Source organism: Undibacterium sp. MH2W (genome assembly GCF_049340215.1).
In the GTDB taxonomy this organism is placed as follows: domain Bacteria; phylum Pseudomonadota; class Gammaproteobacteria; order Burkholderiales; family Burkholderiaceae_D; genus Undibacterium.
In genome coordinates this window covers 164,439-182,260 of record NZ_JBMPPA010000001.1, presented here as the reverse complement: position 1 = coordinate 182,260, position 17,822 = coordinate 164,439, and the positions used below count along the sequence as shown (strand labels likewise).

At 48.0% G+C, this 17,822-nt stretch carries 20 protein-coding genes; 4 read left to right on the top strand and 16 right to left on the bottom strand.

Annotation, left to right across the window (positions count from 1 at the left end; genetic code table 11):
• Positions 1 to 22: 22 nt before the first annotated feature.
• The 3 genes from ACO0K2_RS00810 (at position 23) to ACO0K2_RS00800 (ending at position 2,763) form a co-directional block, all read left to right on the top strand.
• The gene (locus ACO0K2_RS00810; RefSeq protein WP_423014749.1) at positions 23 to 1,066 is read left to right on the top strand and encodes a type IV pilus twitching motility protein PilT; all 1,044 of its coding nucleotides are present in this window, start codon (positions 23 to 25) and stop codon (positions 1,064 to 1,066) included.
• Between the two features lie 75 nt (positions 1,067 to 1,141).
• Positions 1,142 to 2,278 (top strand): PilT/PilU family type 4a pilus ATPase, encoded by a 1,137-nt coding sequence (locus ACO0K2_RS00805; RefSeq protein WP_423014747.1) that lies wholly within the window; start codon positions 1,142 to 1,144, stop codon positions 2,276 to 2,278.
• Positions 2,279 to 2,280: 2 nt separating this feature from the next.
• Positions 2,281 to 2,763 carry a glutathione peroxidase gene (locus ACO0K2_RS00800; protein ID WP_423014745.1) on the top strand — a complete coding sequence of 161 codons (483 nt, stop codon included), beginning with the start codon at positions 2,281 to 2,283 and terminating at the stop codon, positions 2,761 to 2,763.
• A 69-nt stretch (positions 2,764 to 2,832) separates the two neighbouring features.
• On the opposite strand, the gene ACO0K2_RS00795 is transcribed toward ACO0K2_RS00800, so the two are convergent.
• From ACO0K2_RS00795 to rplM, 11 genes are all read right to left on the bottom strand, one after another.
• Positions 2,833 to 3,561, bottom strand: a complete 729-nt coding sequence (locus tag ACO0K2_RS00795; protein WP_423014743.1) for an LrgB family protein — start codon at positions 3,559 to 3,561, stop codon at positions 2,833 to 2,835.
• Positions 3,558 to 3,890, bottom strand: coding sequence for a CidA/LrgA family protein (locus ACO0K2_RS00790; RefSeq protein WP_423014741.1), 333 nt, complete (start codon positions 3,888 to 3,890; stop codon positions 3,558 to 3,560). The genes ACO0K2_RS00795 and ACO0K2_RS00790 overlap by 4 nt, the downstream gene beginning before the upstream one ends.
• Positions 3,891 to 3,905: 15 nt before the next feature.
• Positions 3,906 to 5,135 (bottom strand): glycolate oxidase subunit GlcF, encoded by a 1,230-nt coding sequence (glcF, locus tag ACO0K2_RS00785; RefSeq protein ID WP_423014739.1) that lies wholly within the window; start codon positions 5,133 to 5,135, stop codon positions 3,906 to 3,908.
• Between the two features lie 6 nt (positions 5,136 to 5,141).
• The gene (glcE, locus tag ACO0K2_RS00780) at positions 5,142 to 6,227 is read right to left on the bottom strand and encodes a glycolate oxidase subunit GlcE (RefSeq protein ID WP_423014737.1); all 1,086 of its coding nucleotides are present in this window, start codon (positions 6,225 to 6,227) and stop codon (positions 5,142 to 5,144) included.
• Between the two features lie 27 nt (positions 6,228 to 6,254).
• A complete protein-coding gene (locus ACO0K2_RS00775; RefSeq protein ID WP_423014735.1) occupies positions 6,255 to 7,742 on the bottom strand; it encodes an FAD-linked oxidase C-terminal domain-containing protein in 1,488 nt (495 codons plus the stop codon).
• A gap of 145 nt (positions 7,743 to 7,887) precedes the next feature.
• On the bottom strand, positions 7,888 to 8,238 hold the full coding sequence (erpA, locus tag ACO0K2_RS00770; protein WP_423014733.1) for an iron-sulfur cluster insertion protein ErpA: 351 nt from the start codon (positions 8,236 to 8,238) through the stop codon (positions 7,888 to 7,890).
• Positions 8,239 to 8,288: 50 nt separating this feature from the next.
• The gene (locus ACO0K2_RS00765) at positions 8,289 to 8,681 is read right to left on the bottom strand and encodes a bactofilin family protein (protein ID WP_423014731.1); all 393 of its coding nucleotides are present in this window, start codon (positions 8,679 to 8,681) and stop codon (positions 8,289 to 8,291) included.
• Positions 8,682 to 8,755: 74 nt separating this feature from the next.
• Positions 8,756 to 9,481, bottom strand: a complete 726-nt coding sequence (locus ACO0K2_RS00760) for a DUF6776 family protein (protein WP_423014729.1) — start codon at positions 9,479 to 9,481, stop codon at positions 8,756 to 8,758.
• 5 nt (positions 9,482 to 9,486) lie between these two features.
• Positions 9,487 to 10,524, bottom strand: a complete 1,038-nt coding sequence (gene argC, locus ACO0K2_RS00755; RefSeq protein ID WP_423014727.1) for an N-acetyl-gamma-glutamyl-phosphate reductase — start codon at positions 10,522 to 10,524, stop codon at positions 9,487 to 9,489.
• A gap of 138 nt (positions 10,525 to 10,662) precedes the next feature.
• On the bottom strand, positions 10,663 to 11,055 hold the full coding sequence (gene rpsI / locus ACO0K2_RS00750; RefSeq protein WP_423014725.1) for a 30S ribosomal protein S9: 393 nt from the start codon (positions 11,053 to 11,055) through the stop codon (positions 10,663 to 10,665).
• A 9-nt stretch (positions 11,056 to 11,064) separates the two neighbouring features.
• Positions 11,065 to 11,493 (bottom strand): 50S ribosomal protein L13, encoded by a 429-nt coding sequence (rplM, locus tag ACO0K2_RS00745; RefSeq protein WP_186911382.1) that lies wholly within the window; start codon positions 11,491 to 11,493, stop codon positions 11,065 to 11,067.
• A 509-nt stretch (positions 11,494 to 12,002) separates the two neighbouring features.
• Between rplM and ACO0K2_RS00740 the strand changes: the two genes are divergently transcribed.
• Positions 12,003 to 12,458, top strand: coding sequence for an OsmC family protein (locus tag ACO0K2_RS00740; protein WP_423014723.1), 456 nt, complete (start codon positions 12,003 to 12,005; stop codon positions 12,456 to 12,458).
• Between the two features lie 20 nt (positions 12,459 to 12,478).
• Here the strand turns inward: ACO0K2_RS00740 and ACO0K2_RS00735 are convergent, their stop codons facing one another.
• From ACO0K2_RS00735 to ACO0K2_RS00715, 5 genes are all read right to left on the bottom strand, one after another.
• Positions 12,479 to 13,255, bottom strand: a complete 777-nt coding sequence (locus ACO0K2_RS00735; protein WP_423014721.1) for a BPSS1780 family membrane protein — start codon at positions 13,253 to 13,255, stop codon at positions 12,479 to 12,481.
• Positions 13,252 to 14,214 (bottom strand): homoserine kinase, encoded by a 963-nt coding sequence (locus ACO0K2_RS00730; RefSeq protein WP_423014719.1) that lies wholly within the window; start codon positions 14,212 to 14,214, stop codon positions 13,252 to 13,254. Before ACO0K2_RS00730 ends, ACO0K2_RS00735 begins: the two co-directional genes overlap by 4 nt.
• 30 nt (positions 14,215 to 14,244) lie before the next feature.
• Complete coding sequence (locus ACO0K2_RS00725; RefSeq protein ID WP_423014717.1) at positions 14,245 to 14,715, bottom strand: hypothetical protein; 471 nt, start codon at positions 14,713 to 14,715, stop codon at positions 14,245 to 14,247.
• Between the two features lie 216 nt (positions 14,716 to 14,931).
• Positions 14,932 to 16,026 (bottom strand): porin, encoded by a 1,095-nt coding sequence (locus ACO0K2_RS00720; RefSeq protein WP_423014715.1) that lies wholly within the window; start codon positions 16,024 to 16,026, stop codon positions 14,932 to 14,934.
• 447 nt (positions 16,027 to 16,473) lie between these two features.
• Positions 16,474 to 17,721, bottom strand: a complete 1,248-nt coding sequence (locus ACO0K2_RS00715) for a multidrug effflux MFS transporter (protein WP_423014713.1) — start codon at positions 17,719 to 17,721, stop codon at positions 16,474 to 16,476.
• Between the last annotated feature and the right edge of the window lie 101 nt (positions 17,722 to 17,822).

The window sequence follows — 17,822 nt, the reverse complement described above, 5'->3', positions numbered from 1 at the left end:
ACACTCATTACCGGAATTATAAATGGACATTTCTGAACTCCTCGCGTTCTCCGTCAAGAATAATGCATCTGATCTTCACTTATCATCCGGCTTGCCCCCGATGATACGAGTACACGGTGATGTGCGTCGTATTAATTTGCCGCCGCTGGAGCACAAAGATGTGCATGAGCTCATTTACGATATTATGAATGACTCACAACGCAAAGCCTACGAAGAACACTTAGAGGTCGATTTTTCTTTTGCCATTCCTGGTCTTGCCCGCTTTCGTGTCAATGCATTTAACCAAGAACGTGGCCCAGCCGCCGTCATGCGGACGATTCCTTCGAAAATTCTGTCGCTAGAACAATTAAACACACCCAAAATTTTTGCTGATCTCGCGCTTAAACCTCGTGGTCTGGTGTTGGTCACAGGCCCCACTGGCTCAGGTAAATCAACGACCTTGGCAGCGATGGTGAACCATTTAAATGAAAATGAATATGGCCATATTCTGACCGTCGAAGATCCGATTGAATTCGTGCATGAATCTAAAAAATGTCTGATCAACCAGCGCGAAGTCGGACCTCATACGATGTCGTTTAATAACGCACTCAAGTCTGCACTGCGTGAAGATCCTGATGCGATTCTTGTCGGTGAGTTACGCGATCTCGAAACGATCCGATTGGCATTGACTGCCGCTGAGACAGGTCACCTTGTTTTTGGTACGTTGCACACGTCTTCTGCCGCAAAAACGATTGACCGTATCGTTGACGTCTTCCCCGCCGAAGAGAAAGAAATGGTGCGTTCTATGCTCTCCGAATCGTTACAAGCCGTCATTTCTCAAACACTGTTGAAAACCAAAGATGGTTCTGGCCGTGTGGCGGCACATGAAATCATGTTAGGGACACCAGCGATCCGCAATCTGATTCGTGAAGCAAAAGTAGCGCAAATGTATTCTGCAATTCAAACAGGTAGTAATTTGGGCATGCAAACCTTGGATCAGAATCTGACCGATCTGGTGCGACGGAATGTGATTTCTGTCGGCACAGCACGTGCAGCGGCGAAGATCCCAGAAAATTTCCCTGGTTAATTGATCTCCAATAAGTCAGCAACGACTGACCACATATAACGACCGAACGATAGAGCACATAGGATAATCACAGCGATGGAACGCGATCAGGCAACCAAATTTATGCATGACCTATTGAGGCTCATGCTGACCAAGAATGGCTCAGATTTATTTATTACTGCCGATTTTCCACCTGCATTTAAGATTGACGGCAAAGTCACACCGGTCTCAAACCAACCGCTGACGCAAGCGCATACGATTGATCTGGCACGTGCGATCATGAACGATAAACAAGCGGCCGAGTTTGAATCGACCAAAGAGTGTAATTTTGCGATTAACCCTGCAGGCATGGGACGCTTCCGCGTATCGGCTTTTATGCAGCAGGGGCGTGTTGGTCTGGTACTGCGGACGATTACCACCGCTATTCCTAAACTGGAAGATTTGGGTCTGCCGGAGCATCTCAAAGAAGTCGCGATGACTAAGCGCGGCTTGGTCATTGTCGTCGGTGCGACGGGATCAGGAAAATCAACCACGCTCGCGGCGATGGTTGGTCATCGAAATAAAAACAGCTACGGTCATATCATCACGATCGAAGATCCGATTGAATATGTGCATCCCCATGGCAATTGTATTGTCACGCAACGTGAGGTGGGCATCGACACGGAAGACTGGAATTCAGCACTCAAAAATTCGCTCCGCCAGGCACCGGACGTCATTCAAATCGGCGAGATTCGTGATCGTGAAACGATGGACTTTGCCGTTGCCTTTGCAGAGACAGGTCATCTGTGTCTCGCCACACTCCATGCTAATAGCGCCAATCAGGCACTGGATCGGATTATCAACTTCTTCCCAGAAGAGCGTCGGGCGCAGTTGTTAATGGACTTATCGCTGAATCTGCGTGCGGTCGTTTCTCAACGCCTATTACCGATTAAGGGACGCAAAGGCAGGATTGCGGCCGTTGAGGTATTATTAAATTCACCTCTGATCTCCGATATGATCTTTAAAGGTCATGTGCACGAGATCAAAGACATCATGAAGAAATCACGTGAATTAGGCATGCAAACTTTTGACCAAGCGCTGTTCGACCTGCACGAAGCAGACAAGATCACCTACGAAGATGCGTTGCGCAATGCCGACTCAGTCAATGAACTGCGTCTGGCCATTATGCTGCAAGGGAAAGAAGCCAAAGAGCGTGACCTTACCGCAGGTACCAATCATTTAGGAATACTTTGATCATGAATGCCCTCGATTTCAATGCCAACAATTTACAAGGCCAACCAGTTGACCTGAAGCAGTATCTCGGAAAAGTCGTATTAGTCGTCAATACCGCCAGCAAATGCGGCTTTACGCCCCAATACAAAGGCTTGGAAGAAATTTATCAGCAATTTAAAGACAAAGGCGTCGTCGTTCTCGGCTTCCCTTGCAATCAGTTTGGTCATCAAGAACCAGGATCTGCCGACGAGATTGGTAGTTTCTGCGAGAAAAACTATGGCGTAACGTTTCCCTTGTTTGAAAAAGTAGATGTCAACGGAGAGCATGCCCATCCTCTCTTTAACCATCTCAAAGAAGCGGCACCAGGATTGATGGGAACCAAAGCCATCAAATGGAATTTCACCAAATTTTTGATCAAAAAAGACGGTACGGTATTTAGCCGCTATGCACCACAAACGGCTCCTGCGGATCTGATTAAAGACGTCACGAAGTTACTCGCCGAGTAAATCACCACCCCCCCTCAGTGTGACGGATATGATCGATGTCCGTCACGTTCAAGATGGCGCATTACTGTGCTAAATCACACCAAGTAAGCGTAAGGCAAAAGGCAGCACCAGTGCGGTAAGCAGCCCGGATAACCCCATGGCCAGCCCAGCAAATGCGCCCATTTGCTCATTGATTTGAAACGCCCGAGCAGTTCCAATCCCATGTGCACTCACACCCAAAGCAAAGCCGCGGATCGCGTCGTCACGAATCTGTAGCAGATTTAAAATCGATGCCGATATCATCGCACCAATGATCCCTGTGAGCATGACCAATGCCGCCGTCAATGATGGTAAACCACCCACTTTCTCACTGACACCCATCGCAATCGCCATCGTGACGGACTTCGATGCCAGCGATAATACAGTGGTACGCGAAGCACCCAATACACTAGCGATCATCATCGCCGTGGCAATTGCAGACGCACTGCCTAGTACAGCGCCAACTAGAAACGCTCGCCACTGATCGCGCAACCGGCTCATTTGTTGGTAGAGCGGAACCGCCAATGCGACCGTCGCTGGTCCCAATAAAAAGTGCACAAATTGCGCGCCAGCAAAATACGTTTGATAGGGTGTATCGGTCGCGACGAGAACGGACACAATCAATATGACGGATATAGCCACTGGATTTGCCAAAGGACTAAACCGGCACTTGGTATAGATCAGATACGCAAACTGGTAAGCGATTAACGTCGCGGTCAACCCTAATAATGGTGAAGCAGCGAGGTAGACCCAGACATCGGAGAGATGATGATGGTTCATTTCTGCAACCATTTCACACACAACGCCGTCACTACGATCGATACAGCCGTACTGATAATGAGTGCCAAAGTCAGTGGCAACCATTCTTCCATGACCATCTTACCGTGCACCATAATGCCAACACCTGCCGGAATAAACAGAAGCGACAAGTGCCCCAGTAAAGTCTGCACACCCGGCACGAGCTTCGCTGCTTCCGTTTTTCTCATCAACAAAAACACAAACAACAGCAGCATCCCAATGACGGGACCCGGCACGGGTAAGCCCGTCAAATAAACGAGCCCCTCGCCCAGGCATTGGAAGATCAACAGAATAGAAAACGTACGAATCATGCGCGCTGATTCCGATCAAGCTGCCGTCAATGCCCGGTCAATCAATTCAATCCAGTGTTTCACTGGTGTCTCGGTACCCGACTGTAAGTGCGTCAGGCATCCAATATTGGCGGACAAGACCATATCCGGTTTCGTCGCTAATAAATTCGCCAATTTGTTATCTCGTAATTGATACGATAAGGTCGGCTGCAGCACAGAATATGTGCCGGCAGACCCGCAGCATAAATGACTGTCAGCACACAACTGGACATCAACACCAATGGCACGTAGTAAGCCTTCGACCTTACCGCGAATTTGTTGACCATGTTGTAACGTGCATGGCGGATGCCAAACGATGCGCTCAGCGATTTTACCTTTCAGCTTGTCGACCAATTGCACCTCGAAATCCGGCAAAATCTCACTCAGATCACGGGTCAGCACAGAAATTCGTTCTGCCTTAGGTGCGTAAGCGGGATCATGGGCAAGTAAATGGCCATATTCTTTGACCGTGGCACCGCAACCAGACGCTGTCATCACAATCGCTTCTGCCCCTGCTTCTACGTAAGGCCACCATGCGTCAATATTTCGGCGCATGTCGTCTAACGACGCGTCATGATCATTCAAATGATGCCGAATGGCACCGCAACAGCCTGCTTTAGGGGCAACGATTAATTCAACACCAAGGAAACTTAATACACGTGATGTCGCCGTATTGATATTGGGTGACATACTTGGTTGTACACAGCCGTCCAGCAACAACATTTTGCGTGTGTGGCTTGTCGTTGCCCATGCACCAGAAGGCTGCGCGGCTGGTACTTTATTTTTTAAACTTTGCGGCAACAGCGGACGCAAGGACTGACCGAGACGCATCGCGGGCTGAAAAATCCATGGACGCGGCAATACCGCCTTGAGGGTCTCACGGACGATTTTTTGTGAAATCGATCGTCCCACTTGTTTCTCGACAACCTGACGACCTATATCGAGCAAGCGTCCATACTGCACACCAGACGGACAGGTCGATTCACAGTTACGGCAGGTTAAACAACGGTCCAGATGTTGTTGCGTTTTTTCGGTGGCGGGCTTTCCTTCTAGCACTTGTTTAATCAAATAAATCCGACCACGTGGACCATCAAGCTCATCACCCAATAGTTGATAAGTCGGACAAGTGGCTGTACAAAAACCGCAATGGACACATTTGCGTAAGATCTCATCGGCATCCTTGCCGGCACGCGTGTCCTTGATAAAATCAGCGAGATTAGTTTGCATAGCGAATTAAAAGTCCTTGTACATGCGACCAGGATTGAAGATCCCAGCAGGGTCAAACGCCTCTTTTAGACGCTGATGTATCTTGAATAATGGTGTCGAGAGTGGTGTGAATACCCCGAGATTTTTATTTCCGCCACGGAATAAAGTCGCGTGGCCACCAGCGGCAATCGCCGATGTACGAATAGTCGTGGGCGATTCATCACTGAACAGCCAACGCTGGGCACCACCCCACTCGATGAGCGATTTACCCGTCAAAGGTAATGGCCCCGTGGTAGATGGGAGTGAAAGACGCCATAAGCCGTGCTCTTCGTCTTGCGAGAAGAAATCATGCGTCTGTTCACGCAAGGAGTGCCAGTAGGTCGAGGCATCCTGCACTTCTTCCCCGCCCAATACGTGTTTGGCAGCCCGTACCGCTGCTTCCGCTCCCGACAAACGCAACATTAAACGACCGACATGCCAGCAACTGCCTGAGATAGGTAAAGCTTGTCCGGCCCACTGATTCATTTTGCGAATCGCATCGGCCTCAGACAACGCAAATACCAAGGTGGTCTCTGCAAATGGACGTGGCAACACTTTGACTGATACATTCACGACCAGTCCTAGGCTTCCCATCGCACCTGCTAGCAATCTCGATACGTCGTAGCCAGCAACGTTTTTCATGACCTGACCGCCGAATTCCAGCACTTGTCCTTTGCCGTCCATGAGTGTCGCGCCTAATACGAAATCTCTGACAGCGCCAACATAAGGACGTCGTGGACCGGATAAGCCTGCCGACAACATGCCCCCTAAGGTTGCACCTTGTCCCGATTGAGAAAAATGCGGGGGTTCGAAAGCGAGCATTTGGTTTTGCTCAGCAAGGACGGACTCGATTTCCGATAAGGGTGTACCGCACCGTGCGGTCAAGACCAACTCGGTTGGCTCGTAGGCAATAATACCGCGGTAAGCACGTGTATCGAGGACCTCGCCCTCGACTGCTTGTCCATACCAAGACTTGGTGCCACCACCTCGGATTTGCAATGCGCTTCCGTGTTCTGCAGCATGCAATATGCGTTCACGAAAGTCCTGCAATTGGGTTGTCATTTCTGTAGTCATCAGAATGTTTCGTAATAAATCGGAAAATTAAAAACGCGGTAAATCGGCGAAAGGAAGACGCCCTTTTTTCACGTGCATACGACCATATTCGGCACACCGATGTAAGGTCGGAATAGCTTTATCTGGATTCAGTAGGGAATGCGTATCAAAGGCGTTTTTCACTGCAAAAAACGCATCGAGCTCCTCACGTGAAAACTGCACACACATCGAATTAATTTTCTCGATACCGACACCGTGCTCACCAGTGATGGTGCCACCAACAGCGACACAGAGCTCTAAAATTTCAGCGCCAAAGGCTTCAGCACGCTCAAATTCTCCTGGCTGATTCGCATCAAACATAATCAATGGATGCAAGTTACCATCGCCCGCATGAAACACGTTGGCGCATCGCAGACCATACTTGGTTTCCATGTGCGTAATCCCAATGAGAACTTCTGCGAGACGCTTACGTGGGATCGTCCCATCCATGCAATAGTAATCAGGAGAAATCCGTCCTGCCGCTGGGAATGCATTTTTGCGGCCCGACCAAAACCGTAATCGTTCTGCGTCACTTTGCGACACAGCGATCGCCGTCGCGCCAGCATTTTCTAATACGGTCGTCATACGCGCGATTTCTTCTTCAACCTCTTCGGCAGTTCCGTCGGACTCACATAACAAAATGGCCTCCGCATCCGTGTCATAGCCCGCCTTTACAAACGGTTCGACCATACGAGAAGAAGTTTTGTCCATCATTTCCAACCCTGCCGGAATAATGCCCGCTGCAATTACATTGGCGACCGCATTGCCACCTTTGACGACGTCATCGAAAGACGCCATGATAACCCTCGCTGTTTGTGGCTTGGGCACGAGTTTCACAGTGACCTCACTCACAATTCCCAGCATGCCTTCAGAGCCGATAAAGACCGACAATAAATCCAATCCCGGCGCATCCAAGCCTTCATTACCCAGTTCAATGACATCACCATCAACAGTGACCACCCGCACGCGCAGGACGTTGTGTACCGTCAGACCATATTTGAGGCAATGAACACCACCCGAATTTTCAGCAACGTTGCCGCCGATCGTACAGGCAATCTGTGATGAAGGGTCGGGGGCGTAATACAAATTCAAAGGAGAAACCGCATCAGAAATTGCCAAGTTACGAACACCTGGCTGCACCACAGCGGTACGAGAATAGGCGTCGACTTTCAGAATTTTATTTAATTTCGCCGTCGACACGACCAAACCATCGGCGATGGGCATCGCACCGCCAGACAAACCAGTTCCCGCACCACGCGGCACGATCGGCACTTGGAGTCGACGACAGACTTCCATCACTGCAATAATCTGCGCTTCATTCTCCGGCAAACAAACCACCATGGGCAGTTGTCTAAACGCGGCGAGGCCATCACATTCGTAAGGTCGAATATCTTCCTCATCGTGCAAGACGCAATGTGCGGGTAAGACTTCACGTAACGCGTTTGCGACGTCACTTTGTCTTTTGGCGAAAAGATGATTTGAACTGATTTGCTCCATACCACACCCTTTTATTTATTTTCCATCCAGTGTAATCAGCTTTAATTGACTCTGCGATGAATAGTTTGCCGCAACTGCCCTGAATTGTTTTCAACGCATAAAAAAAGGACGCCTCAGCGTCCTTTTTTCGCAACTTCGACTCAGATTACACTGAGAAAGAAGAGCCACAACCGCAAGTCGTGGTGGCGTTTGGATTTTTGATCACAAACTGTGCACCTTCGAGGTCATCTTTGTAATCAATCTCTGCGCCCACCAGATACTGGTAGCTCATGGAATCGATCAACAAATGCACACCATTTTTTGTCATGGTCGTGTCGTCTTCATTCGTGATTTCGTCGAAAGTAAAACCGTATTGAAAACCAGAGCAACCACCGCCTTGCACGAACACGCGCAATTTCAGATCTGGGTTACCTTCTTCTTCAATCAATTGCGCAACTTTAGCAGCAGCGCTTTCGGTAAAAACAATCGGTGCTAGCATTTCGGCAACGGCGTTCATTTCTTGCTCCTTCAATCTAAGATACTACCATTATAGTCCTGACTGCAAAACTATGCATTGGACGCTGCAAGCATTAATAAGGCAGGTTCGTGCAACACGTCGTGCGTCAGTTTTCCGGAGACCAGCGCACCGCTTAGCATTTCTAGGGTCTTGTAATGCACATCACCAGAAATACGGGCCTTCGGTTGCAATTCTAATAATTCTGTCGAAAATACAGGGCCGTTAATTTGGCCATTCACAATCACATGGGCGGCACGCACTTCACCATCAATGATGGCTTGTTCGGAAATAATCAGCATGGTGGAAGAACCAGGCTCAGCAATCACATTCCCCTGAATGCGACCGTCGATACGCAAACCACCGGTGAAATGTAAATCACCCTCAATCTTTGTACTGACGCCAATCAAACTATCTATCGTGTTTTTTGCTTTTCGGTTAAACATGAAATCTTCCTTCTTCGGACATCTTCAACGTATCACGCAAACCACACTAGGCGGCGCTGCCTCGTTGAAAAGGTTTATAAATTAACAGCCTGCTGCGCACGGACAACGCCTCTTTCAAGCACTTTGACTTGCACGTTTTTCGTTGTTGCGCCATCTGGAATAGTGATGACACCTTCCAATCGCTGGTAATGTTTAAACGACAATTTCAATTTACCAGCCTCGCCCGATTTCGGATCGGGAAACAGCATCGTAACAGGTTTACCCGCTTGTACCAAGTTGACAGAGAATTGCAGTTCTCCCTCAAAGTCTTTGGTATTTTTCACGCCCTGCATCACCAAAGCGCGATATCGTAATTGACCTGGCCCCTGTGCCTCGATTTTTAAATTTTGCACGGTGATACCGTCTGTACCGGTACCCGAAGGCATCAGCCCCTCAAAGAAGGCTAAATCATCTTTCAGCTTCTGGTTTTCCGTTGTCAGCGTTTTCACTTGCTCTGCCAATTGCTTTTGCATCGAATGATCGATATTCAGCTTACTTTCAATGGTATTGGCATCGAGTTGTAATTTGTCGCGTTCTGCGGTGAGCCGATCAATGGTGGCTTGCATCTCTTGCAATTGATTCCGATTAAAACGAGAACCAAAAGCAAAATTACGACCCAAGTCATACGTCCACCATGCCAACACAGCCACCAAGGCCAAAACAAGTACAGCAACACCTATTTTTACATGCCATGGCCAGGCGTGAGAGATGGTGAGTTTCGGCGCCAGATAGCGCCGATTTGTGAAACGTGATTTAGCCATATCAGTTATGGCAAGACCGGAACGTGATGCAAGCCTGTGGTCTCATCGAGGCCAAACATGAGATTCATGCACTGCACAGCCTGACCTGAAGCCCCCTTCACCAGATTATCTTGTACAACCAAGACAATGACGGTCTTACCGTTTTGAGGACGGTGTAGCGCCAACCGTAACATATTCGATGCACGTGTTGATCGCGTCTCCGGATGGGATCCGAATGGCATCACATCGACAAACGGCTCATCTTTATAGGCCTCGACAAACAACGCCTGAAGTTCTTCGTTGCTAATGTCACGGGTCAAGCGGGCGTATAAAGTGGAATGCATCCCGCGAATCATCGGCACAAGGTGAGGTGTGAACAACAATTCAACAGGCTGCTTTGTCAAACGCTGTAATTGCTCTGTCGTTTCTGGTGTATGACGGTGCCCGGAGACGCCGTATGCTTTAAAACTATCACTGGCTTCGGAGAACAAAATCCCAATTTCTGCTTTACGTCCTGCGCCCGAAACGCCTGATTTGCAATCAGCAATCAGACTACTTGCATCAATGACATCAGCTTTGAGTAACGGTGCATAACCGAGTTGCATCGTTGTCGGGTAACAGCCAGGATTACCAATCACGCGTGCAGATTTAATCGCTTCACGGTTCAATTCTGGCAGGCCATAAACAGCTTCTTCGAGGACATCGGTGCAAGTGTGTGGGATGCCATACCATTTTTCAAACTGCGCCACATCTTTTAAGCGGAAGTCAGCGGCGAGGTCGATGACCTTGACACCAGCAGCCAATAGTTCTTGTGCCTGCGCCATCGCCACACCGTGTGGTGTCGCAAAGAACACGACGTCACATTCGTGGAGATTCGCTTTATCAGGAGAGGAAAACGCCAAATCGACCTTACCGCGCAATGAAGGATACATATCTGCGACTGGCAAGCCGTCTTCTTTACGTGAAGTGATGGCTGTTAATTGCACATGAGGGTGAGTTGATAATAAGCGGAGTAATTCAACGCCTGTATAACCTGTACCACCTACGATGCCTACTTTGATCATTTACTTTCCCCAGTAAAAGTTTTTTCACTATTTTAACAGCAGAGTGATGCATCTCATTCGACACGTTAAAAATCGTTACACGAAATGTAAAATAAAAAAGCCGCCCAAAGGACGGCTTTTTGATCCAGCGAAAAAAAATTAACGCTTGGAGAATTGCTTTGCGCGACGTGCTTTGCGCAGACCAACTTTTTTACGTTCAACTTCACGTGCATCACGTGTAACGAAACCAGCTTTTGACAGCTCAGATTTCAATGCTGCATCGTAGTCGATCAATGCACGGGTGATACCGTGACGAACTGCACCAGATTGACCAGATTCGCCGCCGCCGTGAACGTTAACCATAATATCGAATGTTTCGAGATTGTTAGTCAGTTCCAGTGGTTGACGGATAACCATCAGGCCAGTTTCACGAGAGAAATATTCGTTTGCTGGTTTGCCGTTCACAACGATCTTGCCGCTGCCGGATTTCAGGAATACGCGAGCAACTGCGCTCTTGCGACGGCCAGTTCCGTAGTTGTAATTACCGATCATGGCTAATCCTTAGATGTCGAGTACTTGTGGTTGCTGTGCTGCGTGCGGATGCGTTGCATCTGCATACACTTTCAGCTTCTTGATCATTGCGTAGCCGAGTGGGCCTTTAGGCAACATGCCCTTAACAGCTTTCTCGAGTGCACGACCTGGAAAACGCGCTTGCATTTTCGTGAAATTTGTTTCATAGATACCGCCTGGGTAACCAGTGTGACGGTAGTATGTTTTGTTCAGAGCTTTAGTGCCTGTCACGCGCAGTTTGCCTGCATTCACTACAACGATAAAATCGCCAGTGTCAACGTGTGGAGTAAATTCTGGTTTATGTTTGCCGCGTAAACGGAGTGCCACTTCGCTGGCAACACGTCCGAGTACTTTATCTGTCGCGTCAATCACGAACCAGTCGCGCTGAACCTCATGGCCCTTAGCGGAAAAGGTTTTCATGTTGAATCCTAAAAAGTTAAATACGCCTTTGTGCGGTGGTTCTGCCCATGTTTTGGCAGACTCTCCCTTGTGAATTTCTCGCTCAGGCAAATCGAGAATCGGAAATTATAAGGTTTTCAAAGACTTAGTGCAAGAACTGTTTAAATTTTAGGCATAAATAGATACGCGTAAAACAAATTGCACAAAAAAATAGCCCGAAGACCATGCTTCGGGCTGAATCCACCAAAGGTGTAGGTGGAGGAGACAATTGCTTGGTAGCTGTCGCAATTCACAACGTCAAACTCAGTGTCTAGATGCAATAACTAACCGATGAGTCAATAATAGGACAAGAAATTGTGCAGTGCAAGATAAATGACGCAAAATATGAGAAGATTTCTTCTAAATTACCTGCTTAACCTTTTTCGTCGCGCTGTACAGCTTACCCACTTCCCGCTCTCTCAGAAAACCCAGCGTCATTGAATGCAGTACAATTTGTGGTCGACAACATCTACCTAACAAAAGAGGACATTATGGAAACAACAGTACGCTGGACCGGCCCGTCTGGTATGTCATTTCTCGCTGAAACCGGTTCTGGTCATGCTGTATTGATGGATGGCGCTCCAGAGGGTGGTGGCCATAACCGTGCGCCACGGCCCATGGAGATGGTTTTATTGGGAACTGGCGGCTGCACAGCCTATGACGTTGTGCTGATTTTGCGCAAAGGAAAACAGGATGTACGTGCTTGTGACGTCACATTAAAAGCCGAACGCGCCGACACAGAGCCAAAGGTATTTACGAAGATTCATTTTCATTTTACGGTCCGAGGTCGTCAACTCAAACCGAATCTTGTAGAGCGCGCAATCAAACTATCGCACGAAAAATACTGCTCAGCCTCGATCATGCTGGAAAAAACAGCAACGATCACGCACAGTTTCGACATCATCGACGATCTGACCGATGAAGTTGTGACAGAACAGACGGCGTAAGCCACCTGTTCTTCTACGCGTCAAGCGTGGGTATCGATTTCCGGCTTACCAAACATATCGCGGTAAGTCGGATAAAACGAACAATATAAAATCGTAGTCAGCACGGCCGAGATGGGCAGCATCGCCAGCATGACCGCGACGGCATCACCAATAATTACCGCCACAAAAACACTAAAAATGGCAGGCAAAATGCCAGCAATGAACATCCAAGCGGCGGCATAGCGTAAAAATGCTTTACCCGCATGTTTGACCGAGAAAAAACTATAAAAAATCGCTTTTCCAAGCGGCATTTTTTTCCACATGATCAAGGGCGCAGCAAACCAGAACGCCATTAACGCTGGAAGATAGATCAATCCTGCCACCAGAATGCCTAAAAACAAACGCCCATCAGGTAATGCTTTGGGATCAGTTGGCTTCTGATTAGACAGGAAATCAAACAGTGCGCCCCCATCAACCCAGCTGGAAATGAAAATAGCGAGCGCGATCGCAATAACGTATAAGGATCCCAGCGCCAACAACCGCGTAAATGCTTCAGAACGAAACCCCACTAAAAGCAAATTAGGGTAGACCTTGACACCGTTTTCGATACGATCACATGCCTGCATGAAACTCATGCTAAACACTGGGATTAATAGCAGCGGCAAAAATTCGCCAGCAATGGGAATAAATCCAATTCCCATCACAATGAACATATAAGAAAAAAACAGGGTCAGCATTTCTGTCGGTTGCTGCCGAAACAGAAAGAATCCCCGTTTTACCCAAAGCCAACCTGCAGTTGGCAGTATTTGATTCATCATGTCGTTGGTAATGGAGGTACTGGCAGTGACTCACGTAAACGCAAAATACGCTCAAAATGGGCTGGATCATGCGGCGTCAGCATTTCGGCATCGCGTGGTTGATAGTAGTCATATAGACGAGATAACCAGAAACGCAATGCGGCAGCCCGTAACATGGGTTGCCACGCAATCGTCTCTTCGCTGGTAAACGGGCGCACGCTGTGATAAGCATCCAAAAGCGCCTTCACTCTGGTTTGATCCAACGCCCCTGTCTCGAGATCGATACACCAATCATTGACGGTCACAGCAACATCAAAGATCCACGTGTCGCAACCAGCGAAATAAAAATCAAAAAAACCTGTCAGGCGATCGCCATCGAACATGACGTTATTTCTGAACAAATCGGCGTGGATCGGCCCACGAGGTAATGCTTTATAGACAGACGTGCTATCAAACGCGTCCTGGAAATGGACTTCTGCACGTAATAAATGCTGCAATTCATCAGAAATAAATGGCAACACCTTCGGCGTCGTTTCATGCCACCAGCTTAATGACCGAAGGTTATCCTGATGCAAAGGAAAGTCTTTACCGACCAAATGCATCCGAGCAAGCATCGCACCGACTTCGGCGCAATGTGATGCTTGGGGCATCATCTGCGAACTACCCTCGAGCTTGCTCACGATCGCTGCAGGCTTACCATGCAGGGCCACCACAAGCTCACCGTCTGCATTGGGAACAGGTGCAGGAACCAGTACGCCATGATCTGCCAAATGGCGCATGAGTTTCAAATAGAATGGCAACTGCTCAAAATTCAGATTCTCAAAAATCGTCAGAACATATTCACCAGCTTCGGTCGTAATAAAGAAATTGCTATTTTCGATACCGGAGGCAATCCCCTTGATGGCAAGTGCATCGCCAAGTGGGAATTGACGCATCCATGCGCTCAGATCATTGAGGGTAACTGGTGTAAAAACTGCCATTATTCATTCACAAAAAAATACTCAACTGGTTCACTTATCAGTCGCGCTTGCGGAAGCAGCTTGTGCTGGTGCCGGAGGCAATACTGGTAAAGGCTCGGATTCTTTATTCTCTTTTTTTCCACCAAATTGGAAGAGGGTCCATTGTGCGGGCCGATTATTTGTCCCTTGTGCAGTCCCCTTTGGTGCATTGCCAATCTCAGGGTCGGCTTTCAATACATAGTGGCTGCCACCTGACTGCACTTGAACCTCAGTGACTTTGCCGGTGTTATCGCGTATTTCTTTTGTTTGATTTCTGGGTTCTGCCTTACCTGCTTTGACGTCTGCTTCAGGCGGACCTTCTTCAAGCACTTCCAGTCTTGGTGGCGGCGGTGGCGGTGTCAGATCACTTTTAGTTTGTGTGGTTGCAGGTCCCGTCGCCGTCTGAGCATCAACCGCCCCTGCAAGCAGCAACACCAGTGCTGAAGTACCTAGTCCCACGCAGAGTTTGAGCGTTTTTTTCATGATGGCTACCTGTTGAACTTTTCGTACAGTCATTGTAACAAATCAAGCCCACTTCAGTGACGAATAATCGACGACATTTGTACCGTATCAATCTGAAATAAAGGGACAGAGAAGACAAAAGATCGATTGCTGTCTTTTTCGAAGAAATAAAAAAAGAGCGGTCAAAAGACCGCTCTTTTTATCAACTCATCGTATCAGGCAGATGCCTGATAGAAATTAGAACTGGTGACGAACGCCAGCTGTGATTTCGTTGATGTTTGCGCCAGCTGCTGTTTTCAGGATGCCACCAGCTTCGAAGCCTGTAGATGTGGAATCTTGGTTTGTACGAGCATATGCTGTGTACAGGTCAGTACGCTTGGACAATGCATATTGGTAGCCCAAAGCGAATTGCTTAGCGGAACCAACTTTTGCGCCAGTAGCAGCAACCAGAACTGTGTCATCTTTCACGTCTGTGAAAGTTGCCAACAATTTGCCAGATGCGTCAACAGGAACTGTTACACCCAATGTGAAGATCTTACGATCGATTGGTTGTGCAGCTGCTGTACCGTCAGTTTTCACTTTTTGGTAGATGAATACTGGAGTTGCAACGCCGAAGTTGTAGTTAACAGCGATTGTGTTTGCAGACTTCGCGTTTGTTACCAATTTTGCGTCTTGTGCGTTGTCTTTGAAGTAGTTGTATGCAACATCCAGGCCGTCAGCTTTGTAGCCGCCTGTGAAGCCGATAGAACGACCTGCAGAGTTGTCACCAGCAACTTCGCCAGCGCCGTATTGAGCTACGCCGTAGAAACCACCGATGTTGCTTGGTGTGTAGTAGAACACGGAGTTACTTACGCGACCACGTGTGTTTGCATTTACGCCAACTGCAGTAGCGCCGCCACTGATGGAGTAGATACCTTTCAAGCCGTTACCGTTGTTGATGAAACCAGAACCGAACGGATCAAAGTTGTCAAACAATTGGAATGTTGGGCTCTTGTCGCGACCCAGATTAACAGCACCGAAATCGCCAGACAAACCAACGATAGAACGACGACCGAATGTCAAACCGCCTTGATCAGAAGCGCCAGTATCCATCAAGATACCTTGTTCCAATACGAAGTTAGCTTTCAAACCGCCGCCCAGATCTTCAGTACCTTTGAAGCCCAAACGGGAACCGGATTCTTGACCGCTTTCAACGCGTGCTGTTTTACCTGCACCTGCGCTGAAACCGGAAACGCCAACGTCAGCGATACCGTAGATAGTGACTGAAGATTGCGCGAAAGCCGCACCGGAGAATGCACTCATCAGAGCAAGTGCGAGGAATGATTTTTTCATTGTCTAGTATCCAAAAATGAATGTTAATTTTTTTGCTGCAGCACAGAATCCATCGCGGCAAAAAGCTGAATTGCAGGTCTGTTAAAGCCTTGAATCGAACTTAGACTCAATGACAAATGTCACAATACCTGCTGAAAATGACATTTTAATGAAATCAGACTACTTTAAAAACAAGGTCTTACAAAGCGTTGCAATATAAAGACACAGTAAATCGTAATTAGTTCAAATAAACAAAATGCGATGCGTTGTGACTCAAGCCATTATTATAGGCAATTTTTCACTATGCTGCACAGCACAACCCAGATAAGGCAGTTTTGCCGCTTTTCAAGAGTCTTCGTTCATTGTTTTTAATTATTTTTTAATAATAGGAATTCTGGCGCTAACTCAGCCTCATTTTTCTACAGCCGGCGCAATAAAAAATTACTAAAAAACAATGCTAATCCTGCATTAACCAATCGTTTCCCATGGACTTTGTTTTTGGGCAGTCATTGCACGCCAGTAGGCGCGTCCTGTGTACCACATGACGATCGCAATCAAGACGCAAGCAAACTGCCCGAGTGCAAGGTATAACGGCGACTGATCCAGCGCAGGCGCAACGACGCCAGCAATCACGGCACCAAGCAGTGTCACGCTCGCAGACTGGCAGGACGCAACGATACCGCGGATAGGAGGGAATAAATCCAACACTTGCAGGGTTGCGCCAGGCGCCACTAATGACATCCCGAATGTGTAAAAAAAGAGCGGCATCACTGACCAGAACAACACCGGAGGCGACAGCAAATTAAAGATCACATTGAATATAGCTGCCCCGCCTAAAAAGCAAAATCCGATGGTAACTTGTTTCCATACAGTCATTTTTCCAGCCAGCCTATTTGCCGCCAAAGCGCCTAAAAAAATGCCGCCGACAGAAGGAATAAACTGCCAACCGAATTGATCCGCATGCAGTTTTAAGTGCTGAGTGATGAAGACAGGTGCAGAAGAGATGTAAAGGAAAAGCCCACCAAAGTTGAAGGCAATCGTTCCTGCTTTTAAATGGAAAAGAGGAGATTTAAATACTTTTAAATAACTTTCCCAAAGAAACTCTGGGCTAAATTCTTGTCGCTTACTTTTGGGCAACGATTCGGGAAGAAATTTGTAACATGCGACAAAAAGGAGCATAGTGTAGGCAAATAACAACAGAAAAATGCCCCGCCATGACCAAAAAACGACAATCCAACCGCCCAAAATTGGTGCAATGGCTGGTGCGATCGAAAAAATCATGGTCACCATCGATAGCAAACGTTCCGCTGGCGCACCTGCATACAGATCGCGGATGATCGCCCGACCAATCACCATCCCAGCTCCAGCGGAAACGCCCTGCAATATCCGAAATCCCCACAGATAATGAATACTATGTGCTGACGCGCAGCCAAAACTAGCGACAGCAAACACCAATAGCGCAATCAGAATCACATTACGACGACCAAAAGAATCGGATAGAGCACCGTGCCATAGCGTCATTGCCGCGAACGACAGCATATAGGCCGTCAAGGTTTGCTGCACTTCCAGCGCACTGGCACCGAGCGTTGACTGAATCTGCGGAAAAGCGGGGAGGTAGGTATCAATAGAAAAGGGGCCAAGCATTGCCAGCGCCGCCAGTAATGTTGCCAACCCTGCGTTACTTAGCTTGTTGTCGTGTGTACTGCTTGATGCCATAAATACCAATCATTGACCGCGTGAGCGGTTGTATAAAAAATTCGGGCGGAGGAAATTCCGCCCTATTGAAAGCTCTCGATGTCGAAGGGCGATGAAAGCGC